Genomic DNA, 20,573 nt, shown 5'->3' on the forward strand with positions numbered 1-20,573 from the left:
TTAAGCTCATCTACGCCGAAAATACTTGCCTGGCAACGGGCTGGAAAGATAGGTAGTCGCCGACATTATGCACCATTAGCTCAGATGGTAGAGCAACTGACTCTTAATCAGTGGGTCCTGGGTTCGAGTCCCCGATGGTGCACTAAAAAATGGCCGGTTGGTCAAGCGGTTAAGACTACGGCCTCTCACGCCGTCAACACGAGTTCGAATCTCGTACCGGTCACTTAAACAGTGTTCCTGTTTGCAAATGGATTCAAGCAAGTTTCAATTTGCTTGAACCGTTTTTGTATAACGGACCATTAGCTCAGTTGGTTAGAGCTCCCGGCTCATAACCGGACGGTCCTGGGTTCGAGTCCCCGATGGTCCACCATGATCCCTCGCAGAAATGCGGGGGATTTTTTTGCGCACTTTTCCGACTGTTTGTTACATATTTCTTGATTTTTAACTGAAAAAGTGTTATAATAATTATAAAGTGCAATTTTTGGAGTGATGTTATTGAAATCGTCTAATATGAAAGTCGTTTTGCTCGCGATACTCAGCTCAGTAGTCGCGTTTTGCATCGTGCTGATGCTTATTTACCTGCTGGCAACGGCTTCTAATAATACGAAGAAAAACAGCGCAAACGCCGCTGTGCAGTCGCAGTCTGACGTCGCGAAAAAATCTACTGAGGCTAACGCGCAGGTCAGCGCCGAGGGCTGCACGCTTTATTACGTTAATCAGGATACCGACTTTTTCACCGCCGATATGCTCAGCGATGACCTCGACGCAGCGGAAAAAGAAGCCGCCGAGATGGAGTCGAACACCATCAGCGGGCTGTACACGGGCACGGAGTCTGCCACCTACGCGGGATATATCGAGCTGAATTATCTCGACGGGACTGTGTTTGTGCCGAGCACCGACGTTATGCCCGTCAGCACTAGCGTTATCCTGCCGCTCGGCTCGATCTCGCAGATAATCCAGACCGGCGCGGAGTACGATTACGAAACAGGCGATGAAATGCCGCAGTTTACGGGCTACTCGGGCTGCGGGCCTGCCTGCCTTTATATGCTCGCGACCTCGATCGGCGCGGAGCTGAATCCCACCACTGCCGCCGAAAGCCCTATCACCAGCTACGAAGAGCTGCTGGACTACGCTTCCGCGTATGCCGATCAGGGCGATATGAGCACCGACGACGGCGGAATGACTTCAGGTTCGCTGTGCGCGCTTGCCCGCGATGTTTACGCGCTGAATTTGGTGAATAAGTATGACGCCGAGCAGTCGCCGTCTGCGGTCGTGAAGTCGATCTTGGACGAGGGCAAGCAGGCGATCGTGCTGGTAAATCACGAAAACGGCCGCGTGGTGGATAAGAATGCGAACGAGCATTTTATTCTTGTGACGGGATATTCCACGGCGGCGGACGGCACGCTGAGGTTTGTTTATGCCAATTCTTACTATTACGGCGATTATTCGGTCGGCGAACCGCTGTTGACGCTGTCTGCGGATATGTTGGATACTTCGGCATCTCTGGAGTTTTCCGAGCCTAATGCGATACTTTGTGTTGAGTAAAAAATGGGTATAAAAAGACCCGTCGAGTTTTAATAGCTCGGCGGGTTTTGTTGTTATGTTTCTAAACAAATGATAAGCTTTTGTCAATAAAAGCGCTTTTTATTTTCACGCCGTTTGGTGGAGCGGGCTAGGCGTTGCTTCCGCGGTTTTTACGACAGCGTAAAAATTCTTACCCCAAAGAATCCAGCTTCTTCTGCAACTCTATCATGTGGTTTCTGCACGCCGTGATCTCGCCCGTGTATTTATTGAACCACTCAACGTCCATCTCGTTCGGCTCTTCCTGCAATAGTATCGCCTGCACCAGCGCCGACTGCGAACGCGACCTCTTGCGCTCTATCTCCTCGATGGTCAGCCTGCACCGCTTTATCTCTTTCTTTAGCCTTCTTTTCTCGTTCATAATATCATTCCTCGCGTTGTCTGCATTGTTGGTCGTTCTCCGTGTGAAACCGCGCTCATTCGCCCAGCTTGTTTACCGAATCTATCACCGCGCGTGCTTCCTCGTAACCCTTGTCAAGGTCTTCCGTGATGTGCCGCATCGCCTGCGCACTCTCTTTCAGCTTGCCCTGCATCTGCTGCGGATACTTCACAAAACAGTAGTGCAGCTCGTTTATCACCTTTTGCTCCTCCGTCGCGCCGTCGATCAAAAATATCATGCTCCGCGCCGCGCCCATGTCCGAAACTATCATAGAGTAGTGCAGGTCGAGGTCTTTCTCCGTCTTTAAATATTCGTCGATCTCGTCCGCCGCGTAGTCTAAGTTTTCCTTGAACTGCGCCCTGTACGTTTCCTGCACTTCCTCCGACTTGTCAACGTACAGCCCCGCCATCACAAACAGCCCTATCAGCGCCGCGATGAACATTACTATCGCGCAGATCATCTTGCGCTTCATTATTTTCTCTTGGTTCAATCGCCCGCCTCCTCGCTGTTTGTATCTGCGTTTTCATTTTCATGATTTTCCGCTTCGTAAAGCTTACGCTTTTCCTCGTCTATCGCTTCCCGAAGAAGCTTTTCACGCTCCTCAGCCGCCGCACGCTCGCGCTCCTCTCGGCTATCGCGCGTTATCCGCCCAATGGTCGCCGCTTCGTATATCGCGACCCCCAGCATCGGTATCACCGCCGCGATCATTATAAGCTTTTTGCCCGAAGCGAACGAGTTTACCCACCGAAGAAAGCGCGATTTGCCCGCGTATTTGCCGACTATTTTACTCCGCTTTACCGTAACGGGGTCGGCCTCGGCGTTCGCGTCGCCCTTTGTGATGTAGCTGCCGTCCTCCGCCACGCCGATTATGCGGTGCGTGTTCAGCTTACCGTATATTGCTGGGTCTTCCGAATAAAAGGTGATGATATCGCCCTTTTTCAGCTCGTTAAGGTCGCCCGATTTTATTATAATGTAGTCGCCCTCGCTGATCGAGGGGCTCATGCTGCCCGTCATCACCCGCGCGAAACTGCGGCCGAAAAGTTTCGCGGGCACGCCGCGCGCACTGCATACCGATATGTACATCGCCAGCCCCGCCGCTATAAGCGCTGCCGCCAGCGCCGCCCAGCCGCCTATTTTGCCGATAAGCCTGCCCGCAGACCTGCTCTCGCGCACGTTTTCAATGTCAAGATTATCAAGTTTGCCGTTCAAAAGAGGGTCGCACCTCCGATTTGTCAATTTATGCTACTCTGCACGCTTGTTCGCCTGCACCTTTTCCTTGATGGATCTCAGCGCGCGGCGCGGTGCGCTTACATAGTATTCCTTGTAGAGCGCAGCTATCTGCTGGTCGTGCGCGCGCTGCTCCTCCGCGGTGCGCTGTACGGGTATGTACTGCGGGCGCGGCTTGTTTTTGTTCAGCTTTCGGCGCTTGCGCTTGAATTTTCTGAAATCGCGGTCGCGCTTCAGCTTGTACCGCAGCTCGGGCGAATATTTCGCGAAAAGCTCCTCCAGCTCGCGTTCGCGGCGGCGCAGCTCCTCTTTCTCGCGCTTGTCATTTTCAGCCTGCTCGCGCTGCATTATCCAGTCGGGATTGTCAGTGCCGTCGGGTATTTTGCCGAATAGGCGCACCATCGCGGCGCGCGTTCCTCGTCGCAGCATATGCAGCGGGTTTTTCGAGTATTCGCGGTAGATCTCCTCGAAACTCTTGCTCTCTATGCGCGCTCGGTCGGCACGCAGCTTGTCGGCGCGCTCTCTTTCGCGGCGCTCCTGCTCACGCTGCTGCTGCTCCTCGCGAGCCCTCCGCGTGGCTTCCTCGGGGGATATGAACTCCTCGTGCTGCGCGTCGCCCGTATTTTCAGTGTTGTTATCGTCTGTGATCTCAGCATTTTCAGTGCTTTCGGCTGCTTCGGGATTTTCAGCATTGTCAATAACGTCCGAATTTTCCGCTTCCGTATTAGCGCTGAGGTCGATATTTTCTATCTCGGCATTGTCGGCAACGTCAGCGTTATCAGAATTATCTGCAACATCCGCCGCGCCAGCGACCTCGGCATTTTCAGCCAGCTCGCCGCCGACCGCGATCTCCGCCGCCGCCAGATTTCCGCGTATCGCGATCTTGTCCTCGCGTATGCGCTGCTGCTCCGCCTCGAAAAGCTCTTCCTCCAGCTTCCGCTGACGCTCTTCTTCCTCCAGCCGCAGCTGCTCGGCTATGCGCTCGCGTTCCTCCTGCTCGCGGCGTTCGCGCTCCTCGCGTTCCGCCTTTTCGCGGGCGAGCTGTTCGGCGCGCTCTCGCTCAAGCATTTCCTGTATGCGGCGCTCCTCGGCTTCTTTCTCGCGCTGTTGACGTTCGCGCTCCTCCTGCATTTCGCGCTCAATGCGCTCGCGTTCAAGCCGCGCGTTTTCCGCTTCTACACGGCGGCGCTCAGCCTCGGCGCGCGCTTTCTCCTCCGCGATGCGGCGTGCTTCCTCGGTCTTGAAATACTGTATCTCAATGGCGATTATGCTGTCCAGCTCGCGGGCGATCGCCTCGGCATTTTCGCTCATTCCGCCCGCGCCCTCGGTCTGCACCTCAAGCTCGGTGTAGTAGGGAATGTCGTACTTCTCGGCGGTCTCTTTATCGAATTTTCTCAGGAATTCCGGCGAGAGGGTCTTGCTTTTCTGCGTTTTCAGCTCGGCGGCGCTCTCGGCTTCCGTCTGCGTGTAGGCGCGCATAAGCATGAAATTCAGCGCGGCGAGCCTGTAAACGCCCTCGATGTAGTCCTCCGCGGGCTTTTGCGCCGTGTCGGAAACGTTCAGTTCGTAGCCAACTTTATCATAGCTTTCGATATATTGCCAAAGCGCAAGGCAGGCTTTGAGGTCAACGTTTTTCATTATCGCATTCGTTCGCATAACGGGCGGGCGAATACGCACGTTGCCGAGGGTGGCGCAGAGCACCGAGCCTTTGTAGCCCTCGATCGCCTTTTTTATCTTCTCGACGCGATCCCAGACTGTAAATCCGCGCGCGTCGGCGGTGTCTAGGCTGTCGATAGTTTCCACTTTCATAGAGATCTTCATTTGTTTGCCTGCGCCGTCGTCAAGCACGCCGTCGTAACCTAGGGTGTAGACCTCCTCGTCCTTAGCGATCTGCACCAGCTTCTGGTAACGAATGTTAAGAAAAGCGTACAGACGATCCACAAGGGTGTTGATGAACTTGTTCTCGTAGGTCATCAAACTTTCCTCTTTATGGATATTCAGTATTTTAGAGGGAGTTATCCTGCCGGTTTTAGGGTCGATCTCCTGAATAAGGTCGGTGTGCTGAGCGAGGTGTTTCACGGACTCAACGGTGATTTTGCGCGAGAGGGCGATGGGCACGACCTCTTCGACGTCCTCGATGGTGCGGCTGGGGTTGCGGATAACGTTGTCGAGGTGCTGCAGGCCGTTTTCGATTGCCTCGACCCATGAAACGTCGATAGATTTTTCGACGATCTTGCGGTTGAATGCGAAGGAATTTTTACCTGCGCGGAGGAGGGCGTAAATTGCGGCAAACTCGTCGTTCTGAGCGATGGAATCGTAGTATTTGTCGAAGCCCTTTTGCCAAGAGCGAAGCTGGCGTTTGCCCAAAGTAAGCCCTCCTTTCAGAAAATAAGTTTAGTAAAGCAGAACCGCTTTTATTGACAGGCGCTTTTCAGTTGTTCGGGAGTGAAACAAACAGGGAAGTTGTTCAAGCTGACTTTCCACGCTCCGCGGCTTTTACTATGTTCATTTTTTAATACAACTTCTGCAATCTCTCCAGATATGCTATCGACTCCGTCATCGTGCCCCTGCCAAAAAGCTTCTGTAAGTACACACAAAGCTCTTTCAATTCGTCCCTCAGCATCGCCAGATTCAGCGACTCGAACTTCCTGAATATCTTCGTCGCCATGACGTAATCTATACCGTCCAGCTCGTCGCCGCCGCACGCTACATACACCGGCACAAACAGGTTCATCTGCTTCAAAATACGGTTACCAAACGCAACTCTCAGCTTCTCGATCACCCAAAGGTCGAGCTGCTGCATCTTCTTTAAATTCTCCTGCGAGATGGGGTACTCCTTAAACGCCGCCTCAAACAGCGCGTTCAAATGTTCATATCCCAAATTCATCGGCGGGGTGTCGGGTGCTTCAAACGCTACGCCTTTTGCGTCCAGATTTATCGGCTGGGCACGGTCGTACACCTTGTCCGAAATCGCGTAGGTCGAGTCGTCGTTGTTCGCCGTGCCGATGTACCAAATGTTCTGCGGTATGCAAAGCTTGCCCTTGTCCAAATTGATGGGGTCGGTGCTCCACGAGTTAGGCACCAGGTCTAGCTTCCACTCGTCCGCGTTCGGCATTTCCAGTATCGAAAGCATTTCCGCGAAGTAGTACTCGATTCGCGCGATGTTCATTTCGTCCAGCAGGATAAGGTTTACATCGTTGTTGAAACTTGAAGAGTAAATTCTTTTCAGAACTTCCGTTTCGTTGAAGTTTTTCGTAAATTCGTTAAAGTAGCCGAAAAGCTCGGTGCGGTCGCGCCACGAGGGCTGTACCGAAGCGATAGTCGTGTCCTTTTGCAGGAATTTTCCGAACGAGTAGGGAAGCGAAGTTTTACCTGTACCGGAAATGCCTTGCAGGATTATGAGCTTTGTGGAAGCCATGCCCGCGAGGAAAAGGCGCACCGTCTTGATGTCGTAATAAAGGTGCATACGCGAGCAGGCGAAGTTGCGGTAAGCTTCGCAAATGCCGCTGAGGGTGATCTCGTTGTCGTAAGCGGGCGGGGTGTAGTCGGCGTAAAAGGCGTCTACCTCCATAAGCTTTGAGAAGCGGCGGTCGGCGGTCTGTATAACGCCGTCTGAGGTGACGGCTTCGGCGTTCAGCGGCAGTTCGGTGCGCTCATCGGCGGCGGTAATGCCGTCCTCGCCGAGGGAAAGCGCCTGACCCGCCTTGTTCGGCAGACCCATCTGCGCGACTTTCATAGCCATTATGTCGTCTTTTTCCTTAGCCATTTTCACGACCTTGCGCTGAAGGTCGGCTATCTCCTCTATGAGGTCTTCGCTGCTGACGATAGAGTGGCGAAATCTGAGGTATTTTCTTACAGCCAGCACTATCATGAATATCAGAAGCGCGAATATCGCCGCCACGATGATAATGGCGATAACGGCGAGTACCCAGCTGAGCGTGCCGAATTCCGTCGAGTAAGACTTGAATATATTAACATACTCTTTTACATTAAAAATCTGCTTTATTCCGTGCCACAGCCCCTTGAATATCAAGGCAAAACCGCCGAGCATCTCGGAAATAAAAGCGAAGAACCATTTCAGAAATCCGTTCATAGCACTTGATCTCTCCTGAATATTTTAACATATGTTTAGCAGTTATTCTGCGTTGTTTTCGTCATTTTGGTCATCAGACGAAGCGTTTTCAGCCTCTTTCTTTTTCTGTTCCGCGAGGTATTCTTCTACGGCGCGGCGCTTTATTTCTTCCTCGTCGACTTCGGGAGCTGCGGGGCGCTTGACCTCAACTATCGTGAGGATAAGCTTGTAAAGCTCGAAGAGGAAGAAGAGAGCTATGGGGATAAGAATGCAGACGAAGAAGCCGGTTTTGGTGCGGAGGAAGCTCATTACCTTGCCGAAGCCGCCTATCTTGACGTTGTGCCACTGACCGATGATGTCGCCGCCGTAGACGTTGTAGCTGTCGTCGAGGTCGTTGGCGTCACCGCGGGTAACGAAACTTTTTGTGCCGTTTTCGTCGACTACCTGCTGAATTCTATGGGTATTTTTAACTTTTTTGCCGTCGATTATCGTCCAAAACGTAATTACGTCGCCTTTTTTGAGTGAGTTTATGTCGTCGACCTCTTTAACGATTATCATGTCGTTCTTTTTGAAGGTCGGCTTCATGGAGTCGGACTCTACGGTGAGGGGGATGTAGCCGAGGAGGTTAGCGACGCCGTTGTTGCGGTCGGAGGAAAAGACGAGCAGGGTGACGATAAGTGCGAGGATAAGGATAATCCAAGCGATGATGTTAAAGAATACCTTTAAAGCTTTTTTCATAATTAGTACCTCAAATCTGTAAAATTTTTTTATTTTTTGATTAACTGCCAAGGCAGAGATTTAACTTTTGTTGGGAGCGAAACAAGCAGGAAAGTTGGCGAAGGCGACTTTTCAAGTACCCTCCACAATCTTGAAATCCATACCGAGCTTCATCGTGCCGCCTACTATATCATCAAGACAATCCGGATCGTTGCCCTCCAGCCATATCACTACCGTATACTTATCTTTCGCACCGGGCGCAAACTTCTCCCGCCTGCTCTGCATTACCTTCGTCGAGGACGCGAACTCTTCATCACAATCGCTCTCCTTGCCCCCGCCATTCGACTTCGTTTTGCAGTACACCGTCTTTTCGCCATTCACATACAGCGCTACGCGTATCGCTTCGTCAACATTATTTGTTACGTTTTCGATAGTCATTTCGCCGTCATACGTCAGCGTGTCTTTGCCCGAATTTATCAGATAAAACGTGTACGCGATATAGCTTTCGCCGTTATGACTGCCGTTCACTTTGTCGATGTTCGCTGGCAAGTCCTCGCCGCTGATGTTCGTCATGTCGTACACGATGTCCGCATTCAGCTTTGAATTTGTCTTGGTATAATCCGGCGTTTCCGAAAGCGTAAGACCTTGATTAACCATATCGTACTTATTTATCTTGACTGTAAAGCTGCCGTACTTGTCATAGAAGTACGAGATAGCGTAAACTATCGCAACTATTGCGACGAGAATTATCACCAGTATGCTGAAAATTCTCATCAGCACCACATATTTCTTGGCTTCTTTCGCCGTGCGCCGCAGTTTTAAGGTGTCTACCACGTCGCTTTCATGTACGTTTTGTACGTCCTGAACGCTTTCCGCGTTATTTTCGCTGTGTTTTTTCAAGGCCGTATCTCCCGTTTCGTTAGTTTCTTCTTCTTACATATCGCTCGGCGACGTATTTTCCCGCGCCAGCGCCAGCGTAGTAGTAACAGCCCATGTCGTGCAGGGTCTTTAACTGCTCGTCGTCGAATATCCCGCAGGCTATCGGCTCGGCTTCAATGCCGTTCACGAAGTCCAGCAGGGTCTTTACGCAGGTCAGCGCGCGCTCGCCGCCGCTCATGTTTTCCGTCGCGGCGGGGCTGAGCATTACAAAGTCCGCCTCCAGCTCGGCTATCTGCGTCAAGCCGCCGCCGTCGAACCCGCACACCATGAAGTGAAAGCCCTTTTGCCGCAGCACGCCGACGTTCACCGCCGCCGCCGTGTCGCCGAGGGCGTTTTGCGGTATCTCGAAGCAGATCTTCGCGGGGTCGGCTTTCAGCGTTTCGCAGAGGTCGCAGATGGTTTTTACGCAGTCCAGCCTGCCGAGCGCCGCCGCGGGTATCGCGAGCGAGCACCACGAAAAGCTGATCTCACGCGCGCGAAATTTTGCGATAGCCTGTGCCAACTGCACCAGCGCGAGCTTGAAGAGCGGAAAAGCCTGCCCGGTGCTCTCCGCCACGGGCATAAAGTCTTCGGGCGCGAGCACGCCGAGGGTAGGCCCGTTGAGCCGCATTGCCGACTGAAAAAACAGCACGTCGCCGTCCGCGGTACTGCGGATAGGTCGGTAGCTCAGCTCGATGGCGCGCAGACCGTCTACTGTGGAAGTTGCCGCCGCGATGGTCGCCGTGCCCGTGGTATCCTGTGCCATTTTTTCACCCTCTCTCAGCAAGTTTTTCTGTTACAGCGAACCAATTCTGACGGTATGTGTCAGCCCCGTGCCCGCAAAAAAATATTCGTATAATTCCAAAAACGCCGATTTGGGGTCGGCGTTTTCAGTGTTATTTTGTTTGATTTTGGTTATTCGCCAACTTTATCAGCACCCGAGAAGTTGAGCTGAATGTTCCAGTCCTGCGAAGCGTTAGCGTCCTTGCAGGAAGTGCTCTCGCCCTCGAGCCATACACGAACTACGAACGGCTGAACCGAGTATTCTTCATCTCCAGATGTCTTTGTAAGTGTGAAAAGGGTGCTACCTGCTTCATAGTTTTCCTCTGTATCATTGGGAAATTCAGTTTTTGCTACATACTGTTGTGCAAATTCTAGTGCAGCGCGGCAGGAATCATATGTCGCTGCTGTACCGGCTACTTTGGTTTTACTAAGAGCATTACCGCCGTTGGCGTCAGCATCGTTATCTTTATAATATGTGTAATCTGTTGCAAAAACACTTATTGTACCCTTATCAGTGTAAGAATTGCTCTTGGCAATTGCATCTGCAGAAGTATCAGCACCGTTTACGATTTTACTTGCGTTACTCATCGGGATAACAGCTACTCTGATAGCTTTCTGTAATTCCTTGCCATCCACAGAGCCGTCCATGTTTGCGTCATTTATTGTAACATCACATTTAACAACTTGATCAGTTTGCTTTGTGGTTCTTATCCATACAGGAACATCTACATAGTATCCTGTTTCAGTGTTGTCATTTTTAAGTTCAGTAGTTGTGCCGTCACTCAAAGTTAACTTTGCTTCATTGGCGGCTGTAACACTATGTACTTCAGTGGCATCATTAACTTCCATACCACCTGCGTATACCTGTGAATCATCAACATAGAAGAGGTCATTAGCATTGATAGAAGAGGCAGGCTTGAGTTTGCCAACAGTAGAATAATATTCGCTTACTGCTACAACGTTTTTCCAAGATTTGTTGTTCATTTTTGGAGCAGTAACAGCACCTTCACTAGCAACAGGTTTTCCATCTTCAAACTGTCCCAGTGAAATTTCAATGCTACCGCCTGCGGTCGCGGTCATGTTCAGACCCGTCACCTTAGCGTTTTTATTCATCGTAAACCAAGCGTAAGTAGCGGTGGAGAGCATAACTGCCGAGGCTGTGAACATCGCTACGGCGGGTATCAGCTTTTTCTTTGCTGATGTGTTTTGTGCGTTATTTCTTTTCATATGAATACGTTCCCTTCATAAATTATTTTGCGCCGCGCCGCGCGCCCGCGCTTTTTTTAGAGCGCCTCATTGCCGAATGGCGGCTCTTTTCCTTAGTAATATTATACATTATTCGACCTTTTCTGTCATCATTCAAAAACGTTTTCGCTTATTAAGTTTCTGTTTTAACTAATTATCAGCTAGTCTAAACAAAAACCGCTCCGCACGGCGCAGACCCTTGATTTTGCTGAGTTTTCTCGCCATCGCGCCGCCGCTTTGCTATTTTTCACTGTAAATACGCAATGTTATTTTACTTATTTACAGATTATTTACCGGAAAACGCGGAGTTTTGGTGTTTCCCGCCCTCAGTTTCGCCGCGCTTACCTATGATCTTGCTCAAATAATAAAGCCCCGCGCCTTACGAAAATTTTCCGAAAGCGCGGGGCTGTTGAGTGTATGCTTATTTAGTTTTTACCTTTTTTGCGCTTGACCACGAGCTGTAATATTTCGTGCCGTTCACCGTTTTGTACGAACGCACCTTGACGTAGTAGGTCTTTTTCGCCGTCAGCCCTGTAAATGTCTTGCTTACAGTGGTGTTTTTCTTGACGTAAACGCTCTTGCCGCCGCTAAAGTCAGACTTCGTGCTGTACTTTATCTGGTAACCGTTGACGTTTAGGTCTTTCGTCCACTTCACGGCGAAAGCTTTCGTCTTTGCCGTTACGCTTGTTATCACCTGCTTCATGGGCACTATCTTGAACGTTTTCTTGATAACGCCCGTGTACTTGCCCTTGCCCGTGATGGTGACGGTCGCCTTGCCGATGGCCTTGTTGTTGCTGTATTTTACCGTGTAGTCGGTGTTCTTTACAAGCTCCTTGCCGCTCAGCTTCACGGTAACAGCGGGCTTTCTCGAAGTGCCCGTGAACGTAACTTTGCTCGCTACCGTGACCTTTGCGCGCGAGATGTCCTTAGCGCCCAGTGCGGGTATCTCAGCCGTTTGCAGTACCTTGCCGCATACTGTGCATTCCTTGTGCTTGCTGCCCTTTACGCCGATGTCGGGCTGTTTGTCGATCATCCAGCCGCTAGCTTTGTGACCCGTCGCCTTTATCGTCTGGGTTTCAGTGTTTCCGCATACCGTGCAGGAGTGCTTCTGCGAGCCCGCGGCTGTGCAGGTAGGCTCTTTGGTGACCGCCCATTCGCCGTACTTGTGACCCGTCGCCTTAATGACCGTCTGCGCCTTGATGACCTTGCCGCATACCGAGCAATGGCTTCCCGCCGTCTTGCCGTCGGTAGTGCAGGTAGCCGCCACCGCGCTGTCTGCGACTTCGGTGTGGCCCTTAGCCTTTATAGTCTTGTTCTCGACGTTTTTGCATACCGAGCAGGTGCGGCTCTGAGTGCCCGCGGCTGTGCAGGTAGGCTCTTTGGTGACCGCCCATTCGCCGTACTTGTGACCCGTCGCCTTAATGACCGTCTGCGCCTTGATGACCTTGCCGCATACCGAGCAATGGCTTCCCGCCGTCTTGCCGTCGGTAGTGCAGGTAGCCGCCACCGCGCTGTCGGTGACTACGGTGTGTCCCTTAGCTTTTATGACCGTCTGCTCCTTGATGACCTTGCCGCATACCGAGCAGTGGCTTCCCGCCGTCTTGCCGTCAGTAGTGCAGGTAGCCGCCACCGCGCTGTCGGTGACTTCGGTGTGGCCCTTAGCCTTTATAGTCTTGTTCTCGACGTTTTTGCATACCGAGCAGGTGCGGCTCTGAGTGCCCTCGGCGGTACAAGTAGCCGCCTTAGTTTCTTTCCATGCGCTGTATTTATGACCCGTGGCGGCTATGCTCTCGTAGCGCTTTTCGCCGCAGATGGTGCAGGTGCGTGTGCGAACGCCCTTTTCCGTGCAGGTCGGCTGGGTGGTTATCGTGCCTGTGTTGAAGTTGTGCGCGTGGCCGCAGACTATTGTGAAGGTGTGCGCCGCGTCGGGATTATACTTCGGGTAAACTTTCAGCGTTACGCTGCCGTTTTTTGTAAAAGTAAGACGCGTGTAGTAGCTCTGCGGGTTTGACTGAACGGCTATATCGTCCGAAAGCTCTACGACGTACTTCTTCTTCATGTCCACCGTGTTGCCGTCAGCGCCGTAAACCATTATATCCAGCGTGTTGCCGATGGCGTAGCTGCTTTCGGGCGAGCTCCAGAAATATCCGGTGTCCGCGTTAGTTCTGTACCATGATTTGAAAGTAGTGTCTACTGTGAAAGTGTTTACATATCCGCAGACTTTGCAGGTCTGGGTAACTGTGCCGTTGGTCTTGGTAGCGTTTTTCGTAACGTAGTCGTGGCCGTTGTGGATTATCTTAGTGTTGTGTTTCGATATATCGCCGAGGTCTATGCTATTGAAAGTAATGTCGCCGTCGTTCCAGATATACCAGCTGAGCTTGCCGTTCGCCGCAATGGGCTGGCAGTCTGAAAGCTCGCCCTCGAAGCTGTAAATGTCGCTCGTTACAGCGCCGTCAGCGCCAAGTTCGGCGTAATTCACCTTGCCCTCGCGCGTCCAAAGAAGCATAAGCTCGTCGTCGTTTATCTTCACCAGCTGCGGGGTAGAGGCTGTTTCCGTGCCCTCAGCGTAATTCGTCAACTGAGTGAGCTCGCCCGAGCTGAGGTCTTTCGATACGCTGGATATGAAAATGTTTCGCGTGGTATTGTTCGTGATGTCCGCTTGGTCTACCGAATTCATCGCGGCAACGTAGCCGCTCGAAGTGACCTCAAAGCCGCCGATCGAGCCGCCCGTGATATTGTAGTTGCTCTTGTGCTTGGGATACTTCATCATATCAAAAGTGGTGCATCCGGAAACAAACGAGCCTTTGGTAAAGTCGCCGTCATACTTTATCAGCACGGCTGAGCGCGGGCCTGCGTCGCCGTGGTCTGCCGCCACAATAGATGTGCCGTCGGTGCGTATGAACTGGTTGAAAGAGTGGCTGACGTAGCCTATGCTGTTGTTTGCTATCCTTGTGAGCGAGTCGGTTATCTTCATCTCGTCCATATCCAGCTGAATGGTGACGTTTGCCTGATGCCTTCTGCCGTCTCTGTATGTGTACATCTGGTGGCAGGTGCGTATCAGCAGATATTTTCCGCTTTGGGCAAAGCGTGCCGTGCCCGCGTTGAAAGGTATAGTGGTGTTCCCGCCAAAAAGTCCGGCACTGCCCAAATTGTTCCAGTTTTTATCGTACTTCGTTATGCGGTAAACTTCTACGCTGTCGTCCTCGGCGTCATTCTCCTGACCTGTAAGGACGTAGTAGTTATCCCCCGTCGAGTAAAATCCGCCGAATATCGGCAGATCAAGATCTACGGTAACGGTATTTTGCAGCGTGAAGTCTGACGAATAGTACTCAGCCAGCAGCTTGCCGCTCACCGCGTCGCCCTGAACGCGCAGGTAGCCCTCGCCATCGGCAAAGAGGTATGAGTTTATCACTTTCGACCAGCGGTCATAGGTCTGCGCGCCCGCGTTCGTGCCCTCGTAGCTGGCGCACTGTCCGCGCACCTCGGTAACGTCGGAAGCTGCGGCGGCGCTCAAAGAAGTATCCGCAGGCAGGGTTGGAAGCATGGTGAGCGCCATTGCTCCCGCCACGGCGGAACTAATTATTCTTTTCTTCATATAATATTCACCCCGTACAAAAATCAATAGTGGTTGTATCTTATATATGTAATAATAGCACAAATATAATAGTCTTGTCAATGACAAAAGTACAGTTTTGAACATTTTTTTATAAAAAAAACTCCCGCGGCATGGTTTCATACTGCGGGAGTGGGATTTTTGTCAAATGCTTATTCATAATACATTATAACATTTATATACATAAGCTTCAAGAAAAATGTAACCAAAAGTACGAAAATGTAACGAACGTCTGCAAATAATGTAATGAATTGGCTTAAAATGTAACGAAAACATTTTATATAACAAATTAAAATACTTTGGTTGAATTATGTCTAATATTGGTGTAAAATATTATATGGTATATTCAAAATAAATAATTTCTTAGGGGTGTTTTAAATTGAATAGTGAACTCAAGGTGTATATTTTTGACGACAACCGCGCGGCTACCGCAGAGCTGAAAAACTGTATAGAAGGCTTTTTGCAGAAGCACGGCTGCTACGCCTCATTTCGCTGCTTTGAAGAGCCGAAACAGGTGGAGGAGCTGCTGAAAAGCGGGCATATCGGCTGCGATATATTCTTTATGGATATAGAGTTGGGGCTTGACGTGAACGGGATAGAGCTGGCGGATATGGTGAGCCGCATGGAGCCTGAAATAAAGATAGTCTTCGTAACAGGCTACGCCGACCGCTACTCGCAGGCGATATTCATGCAGTCGCCCGCCCTGCGCCCTTTCGGCTACGTTACTAAGCCGATAGACCGCGCCGTGGTAGAGCGCATACTCTCGCTGCTGATAAAGGGCAGCGAAGAGGTTGAGGAAAAGCGCGTAGAGTTCAGCAAAAACCGCCGCGTAGTGAGCATAAATCTGCGCGAGGTGATGTACATAGAAAGCTGGCGGCGCAAGCTGATATTCCATATGCGCGACGGCGCTGAGGAAGAGGTGTACGCCAAGATCTCGGAGATAACCGACCGCCTGCCCGATGGCTTTTCTCAGTGCCACCGCAGCTACATCGCAAATTTGAAATTCGTACACTCGGTAGACGAAAAGAAGGGCGAGGTGAAGATGGTAAACGGCAGAGATCTTTTCTTGGGCAAGACGAAAAAGGACAGCTTTATGGAAGATTTCTTCCGCTACAAAGGGGGTATCTAAATGGGGGAGATGATATTTTACGCGCTGACATCGGCGCTGACCTGCATACCCTACTCCTACTCGGTGCACTACTCGCTTACGCCGAAGAAAAAAACGCTGAAAAGTCTGCTTTTGTACAGTCTGCTGATATGCGTACTGCTTTGGATAAAGCTCTTTTTCGACGCGCGGTATAAAGCCTCGCTGGCTTCCATACTGATAACGAATTTCTCGCTTTTCGCGACCATGAAGATATTTACGAAGGACTCGTGGGCAAGGGTATTCAAATCTTATCTGATATTGACAACCAGCATGATAATCAGCGAATTTTTCTGCGCGCTGGTGTTTTTTGGAATGGGGCTGGAATTTGACAATATGGTAAACAGCCTGCCGGGAGCGGGCGTGCGCTTTTTCTCGACGATAAGCGTAAATATTTTCATGTTCCTAGGAATATTCGTGTGGAACAAAATATCTAAAATCGAGATGAATACCAAACTGTGGGAGTTTTTCGCTGTCCTCGCGGTGCAAATGGTCATATGCGGGCTTTTTCTCATCCGCCTGAGCGAGTATGGCAAAACTGTAAAAATGCTGCACGTAGTTATCTACGTCGGCGCTGCGTGGGTGCTGACCGACGGCTTTTTCATCAAGGCTATCTATGACAACCAGCAGAAAGCCGAGCTGAAAATGTCGCTCGACCAAGCGATGCAGCTGGAAAAAATGCAGTATGAATACTACGAAAATCTGACAGAATCTGTCTACTCCATGCGCAAATTTAGGCACGATATGAACAATACGCTTCAAACTTTGTCCGTCATGATGAACGACCCCGACTCCCCCGAGTCGCGGGAAAACGGCAGACAGCTTTTCGAGCAAATGCAGGAAAAGTATAAGCAAACGCAGATACCTTATTACAGCAGTAACCCTGTTATAAATGCTGTAATTTTGTCGAAATCACTTGCCGCTGAGGAGAACGGAGTCAAGCTTACAGTATCTGTCAACGGCGAAAACTTAGACGGCATTGAGAATATAGACTTGTGTAGTATATTTTCAAATCTGCTTGACAACGCTCTCGAAGCCGCGAGGAATATTCGCGACGGCGAGATAGAGCTGAGTTCATGGAGCGAGGCGGGGTATTTCTTTATCAAGTGCGTGAACAGTTACGCGGGAAAAGCTTCGCTTGTGAAAAAAAACGGCAAAAAGCTTGCTTCCACAAAGGGAAGCGGCCGCGGACTGGGCTTGTCCATAATCGAGAGCGTAGCAGGGAAGTACGATGGGCGCGTTGTTATCGACGCTGAGGAGAAGTTTTCGGTGCTTGTCGGCTTGAAAGTTGGTGACGGCGAATGATGGATATTCTCATCTACATACTGCTTTGCGTTATCACAAGCGTACCGTACGTCTACTCGGTGCGCCGCTCGCTGACGCCGAAGTACAAAAGCGTGCGGGCGACCCTGCTCTACGGGCTGCTGATCTGCGCGCTGATGTGGTTCAAGCTTTGGCTTGATTTCCTGAAAGAGGATTCGCTTTTCACGATACTTTTCACGCAGACTATGCTGTTTTTCCTCATGAAAATTTTTACAAAAGACTCGTGGGTGCGCGTGCTGAAATTTTTTCTGATATTCAGCGGAAGCGCGGTGATAAGCGAGCTTTTTTGCGTGCTGGTGTTTATGGGCATCGGCGCGGACATCAGGTCGTCGAAAGCGGTGATGTATCTGCCGATAGGCCGCTTTTTCGGCACTATCAGCGTGACGATCTTCATGTTCATCGCGGTGTTTATATGGAACAAAATATCGGGGATCGAAATGAATACCAAAACGTGGGAGTTCTTCGCGGTGCTTGCGGTGCAGATAGTGCTTGTCTGCGTTTTCCTCGTCGGCGTGACGGTCAACCCGAAAAACGTGCAGATACTTCAAGTCGTAATTTGCGTCGGCGCGGCGTGGGTGCTGACCGACGGCTTTTTCATCAAGGCTATCTATGACAACCAACAGAAAGCCGAGCTGAAAATGTCGCTCGACCAAGCGATGCAACTGGAAAAAATGCAGTATGAATACTACGAAAATCTGACAGAATCTGTCTACTCCATGCGCAAATTTAGGCACGATATGAACAATACGCTTCAAACTTTGTCCGTCATGATGAACGACCCCGACTCCCCCGAGTCGCGGGAAAACGGCAGACAGCTTTTCGAGCAAATGCAGGAAAAGTATAAGCAAACGCAGATACCTTATTACAGCAGTAACCCCGTCATCAATGCGGTAATCTTGTCGAAATCGCTTGCGGCGGAGGAGAACGGCGTTAAGCTTACAGTATCTGTAAACGGCGAAAATTTAGACGGCATTGAAAACATAGACTTGTGTAGTATATTTTCAAACTTGCTTGACAACGCTCTCGAAGCCGCGAGGGATATTCGTGATGGTGAGATCGAGCTGAGTTCATGGAGCGAGGCGGGGTATTTCTTTATCAAATGCGTGAACAGTTACGCGGGAAAATCCAGCCTCGCAAAAAAGAACGGCAAAAAGCTTACTTCCACAAAGGGCAGCGGCCGCGGGCTGGGCTTGTCCATAATCGAGAGCGTGGCAGGGAAGTACGATGGGCGCGTGGTCATCGACGCTGAGGAGAAGTTTTCGGTGCTTGTCGGCTTGAAGGCGGGTGGTGGCGAATGATGGAAACACTGCTTTACGCCTTGAACGCCGCGCTGACGAGCATTCCCTACACCTACGCCGTGCACTACTCGCTCAGCCCGAAGCGCAAGAGCGTGAAAAGCCTGCTGGCGTGCGGCGCTTTGGTTTGCGCCCTGCTGTGCGTGAAGCTGGTTTTCGATATGCATGAAAAAGCCAATGTTGGAACGATTTTAGCGACAAACTTCTCGCTTTTCGCGGCGATGAAGCTCTTCTCGCGCGACTCTTGGGTGCGGGTCTTCAAGTGCTATCTGGTACTTACCGCCGGCGTGATAATCAGCGAACTTTTCAGCGCGGTGGTGTTTTTCTCGATCGGCATAAGTTTCGAGAACGTCAGCGCCAACCTTCCGAGCCTGCCGGTGCGGTTTTTCTCGACTATCAGCCTTCTGATCTTCTCGTTTATTGGCATATATGTATGGAATAAAATATCAAAGATCGAGATGAACACCAAACTGTGGGAGTTTTTCGCCGTTCTCGCGGTGCAAATGGTCATCTGCGGGCTGTTTCTTATCCGTCTGAGCGAGTACGGCAAAACTGTAAAAATGCTGCACGTAGTTATCTACGTCGGCGCGGCGTGGGTGCTGACCGACGGCTTTTTTATCAAAGCTATCTACGATAATCAACAAAAAGCCGAGCTGAAAATGTCGCTCGACCAAGCGATGCAGCTGGAAAAAATGCAGTATGAATACTACGAAAATCTGACAGAATCTGTCTACTCCATGCGTAAATTTAGGCACGATATGAACAACACTTTGCAGACGCTCTCCGTCATGATGAACGATCCCGACTCGCCCGAGTCGCGCGAGAACGGTCGGCAGCTTTTCGAGCAAATGCAGGAAAAGTACAAGCAAACGCAGATACCTTATTACAGCAGTAACCCTGTTATAAATGCGGTAATTTTATCGAAATCGCTCGCCGCCGAAGAGAACGGAGTTAAGCTTACCGTTTCAGTTAATGGTGAAAATCTTGACGGCATAGAAAATATAGATTTGTGCAGTATCTTTTCTAATCTGCTTGACAACGCTCTCGAAGCGGCGAGGGATATTCGCGATGGTGAGATAGAGCTGAGTTCATGGAGCGAGGCGGGGTATTTCTTTATCAAGTGCGTGAACAGCTACGCAGGTAAATTGTCGCTCGCAAAAAAGAACGGCAAAAAGCTTACTTCCACAAAGGGAAGCGGCCGCGGACTGGGCTTGTCCATAATCGAGAGCGTGGCAGGGAAGTACGATGGGCGCGTGGTCATCGACGCTGAGGAGAAGTTTTCGGTGATGGTGGGGCTGAAATTTGCGGAGAAGGTCTGAGCGAGTGGACGATTTTTGCGGGCAAAAATGACTTTCACCTCTTGCAATCCTGCGAAAAATATGCTATAATAAAAGCGTATAACTACTTGCAAAAACTTCACACAGAAAGGTCGTAACCCAAATGTCAGATAAAAAACAAATGCCGCAGAAGCAGAAAAGCGATAAGCCGCTATTTATGCGCATAATCATGCTCGCGATCGCTGCTGTTATGGTGCTCGGTATCGTGATCGGCGCTATCGCCGGCTCTACCTCCGCTTTCTTCTAATGGTGCACATTGGAAACAGCTGGGACGCTCTGCTGGCTGACGAATTTCACGCGGATTATTACTTGAAGCTTCGCGAATTTTTGAAATATGAATATTCGCATTACCCCGTTTACCCCTCGATGTATGATATTTTCAATGCGCTGAAATATACGCCGTATGAAAACGTCAAGGCGGTCATCATCGGGCAAGACCCCTACCACGGCGAGGGTCAGGCGCACGGGCTTTGCTTTTCCGTGAAGCGCGGCGTTGCGCCACCGCCTTCGCTGCAAAATATCTTTAAAGAGCTGCAAAGCGACCTCGGCATCGCTCCCCCGCACCATGGCGAGCTTACCGACTGGGCAAAACAGGGCGTGCTTATGCTGAACACCGTGCTCACCGTGCGCGGCGGGCAGGCTAATTCGCACCGCGGCAAGGGCTGGGAACAGCTCACCGACGCCGTTATCCGCCTGCTGAACGAGCGCCCGCAGCCTACTGCGTTTATACTTTGGGGCGGCAACGCCAAGGCGAAAGCGCCGCTTATCACAAACCCCGCGCACGCCGTCTTTAAAGCCGCTCACCCCTCGCCACTCTCCGCGTACAACGGATTTTTCGGCTGCCGCCATTTCAGCGCTGTAAATAAGTTCCTTACAGACAACGGCATCGAGCCGATAGATTGGCAGATAAAGGATTGAAAAATGTATTAGAAGAGCCTC

The 20,573-nt window shown here is 50.8% G+C and carries 17 protein-coding genes and 3 tRNA genes; 10 read left to right on the forward strand and 10 right to left on the reverse strand.

Annotation, left to right across the window (positions count from 1 at the left end; all coding sequences use genetic code 11):
• Positions 1–69: 69 nt before the first annotated feature.
• The 4 genes from LI114_RS01540 (at position 70) to LI114_RS01555 (ending at position 1,545) form a co-directional block, all read left to right on the forward strand.
• Positions 70–142, forward strand: a tRNA-Lys gene (locus LI114_RS01540).
• 9 nt (positions 143–151) lie between these two features.
• Positions 152–223: transfer RNA gene (locus tag LI114_RS01545), tRNA-Glu, on the forward strand.
• 70 nt (positions 224–293) lie between these two features.
• Positions 294–370: transfer RNA gene (locus LI114_RS01550), tRNA-Ile, on the forward strand.
• Between the two features lie 125 nt (positions 371–495).
• A complete protein-coding gene (locus LI114_RS01555) occupies positions 496–1,545 on the forward strand; it encodes a C39 family peptidase (RefSeq protein WP_227218780.1) in 1,050 nt (349 codons plus the stop codon).
• A 169-nt stretch (positions 1,546–1,714) separates the two neighbouring features.
• On the opposite strand, the gene LI114_RS01560 is transcribed toward LI114_RS01555, so the two are convergent.
• The 10 genes from LI114_RS01560 to LI114_RS01605 form a co-directional block, all read right to left on the reverse strand.
• Complete coding sequence (locus LI114_RS01560) at positions 1,715–1,942, reverse strand: hypothetical protein (protein ID WP_022126860.1); 228 nt, start codon at positions 1,940–1,942, stop codon at positions 1,715–1,717.
• Between the two features lie 55 nt (positions 1,943–1,997).
• Entirely contained in the window at positions 1,998–2,450 is a 453-nt protein-coding gene (locus tag LI114_RS01565; RefSeq protein ID WP_227218782.1) for a hypothetical protein, read from the reverse strand.
• Positions 2,447–3,169, reverse strand: a complete 723-nt coding sequence (locus LI114_RS01570; protein ID WP_227218784.1) for a signal peptidase I — start codon at positions 3,167–3,169, stop codon at positions 2,447–2,449. The genes LI114_RS01565 and LI114_RS01570 overlap by 4 nt, the downstream gene beginning before the upstream one ends.
• 33 nt (positions 3,170–3,202) lie before the next feature.
• A complete protein-coding gene (locus tag LI114_RS01575; protein ID WP_227218786.1) occupies positions 3,203–5,554 on the reverse strand; it encodes a DUF2357 domain-containing protein in 2,352 nt (783 codons plus the stop codon).
• Positions 5,555–5,699: 145 nt separating this feature from the next.
• Positions 5,700–7,280 carry a hypothetical protein gene (locus tag LI114_RS01580; RefSeq protein ID WP_227218788.1) on the reverse strand — a complete coding sequence of 527 codons (1,581 nt, stop codon included), beginning with the start codon at positions 7,278–7,280 and terminating at the stop codon, positions 5,700–5,702.
• Positions 7,281–7,322: 42 nt separating this feature from the next.
• On the reverse strand, positions 7,323–7,997 hold the full coding sequence (locus LI114_RS01585) for a signal peptidase I (RefSeq protein WP_227218789.1): 675 nt from the start codon (positions 7,995–7,997) through the stop codon (positions 7,323–7,325).
• A 111-nt stretch (positions 7,998–8,108) separates the two neighbouring features.
• Positions 8,109–8,876, reverse strand: coding sequence for a hypothetical protein (locus LI114_RS01590; RefSeq protein WP_227218791.1), 768 nt, complete (start codon positions 8,874–8,876; stop codon positions 8,109–8,111).
• A gap of 19 nt (positions 8,877–8,895) precedes the next feature.
• The gene (locus LI114_RS01595) at positions 8,896–9,660 is read right to left on the reverse strand and encodes an EAL domain-containing protein (RefSeq protein WP_227218793.1); all 765 of its coding nucleotides are present in this window, start codon (positions 9,658–9,660) and stop codon (positions 8,896–8,898) included.
• A 149-nt stretch (positions 9,661–9,809) separates the two neighbouring features.
• Positions 9,810–10,904 (reverse strand): hypothetical protein, encoded by a 1,095-nt coding sequence (locus LI114_RS01600; protein ID WP_227218795.1) that lies wholly within the window; start codon positions 10,902–10,904, stop codon positions 9,810–9,812.
• A gap of 439 nt (positions 10,905–11,343) precedes the next feature.
• The gene (locus LI114_RS01605; protein WP_227218796.1) at positions 11,344–14,517 is read right to left on the reverse strand and encodes a fibronectin type III domain-containing protein; all 3,174 of its coding nucleotides are present in this window, start codon (positions 14,515–14,517) and stop codon (positions 11,344–11,346) included.
• Between the two features lie 397 nt (positions 14,518–14,914).
• Between LI114_RS01605 and LI114_RS01610 the strand changes: the two genes are divergently transcribed.
• The 6 genes from LI114_RS01610 to LI114_RS01635 all read left to right on the forward strand — a co-directional run bounded on the left by LI114_RS01610 (position 14,915) and on the right by LI114_RS01635 (position 20,552).
• Positions 14,915–15,664, forward strand: coding sequence for a LytR/AlgR family response regulator transcription factor (locus tag LI114_RS01610; RefSeq protein WP_227218798.1), 750 nt, complete (start codon positions 14,915–14,917; stop codon positions 15,662–15,664).
• A complete protein-coding gene (locus LI114_RS01615) occupies positions 15,665–16,984 on the forward strand; it encodes a sensor histidine kinase (protein WP_227218800.1) in 1,320 nt (439 codons plus the stop codon).
• Positions 16,981–18,300: a sensor histidine kinase gene (locus LI114_RS01620; protein WP_227218802.1), complete on the forward strand. Its 1,320-nt coding sequence runs from the start codon at positions 16,981–16,983 to the stop codon at positions 18,298–18,300. The genes LI114_RS01615 and LI114_RS01620 overlap by 4 nt, the downstream gene beginning before the upstream one ends.
• Positions 18,297–19,616, forward strand: a complete 1,320-nt coding sequence (locus LI114_RS01625; protein WP_227218803.1) for a sensor histidine kinase — start codon at positions 18,297–18,299, stop codon at positions 19,614–19,616. The genes LI114_RS01620 and LI114_RS01625 overlap by 4 nt, the downstream gene beginning before the upstream one ends.
• Before the next feature lie 121 nt (positions 19,617–19,737).
• A complete protein-coding gene (locus LI114_RS01630; protein ID WP_022128378.1) occupies positions 19,738–19,881 on the forward strand; it encodes a hypothetical protein in 144 nt (47 codons plus the stop codon).
• Positions 19,881–20,552 (forward strand): uracil-DNA glycosylase, encoded by a 672-nt coding sequence (locus LI114_RS01635; RefSeq protein WP_022128377.1) that lies wholly within the window; start codon positions 19,881–19,883, stop codon positions 20,550–20,552. The genes LI114_RS01630 and LI114_RS01635 overlap by 1 nt, the downstream gene beginning before the upstream one ends.
• Positions 20,553–20,573 lie beyond the last annotated feature (21 nt).

The sequence above is a fragment of the Ruminococcus sp. 210702-SL.1.03 genome (assembly GCF_020559915.1).
Lineage (GTDB): Bacteria > Bacillota > Clostridia > Oscillospirales > Ruminococcaceae > YE71.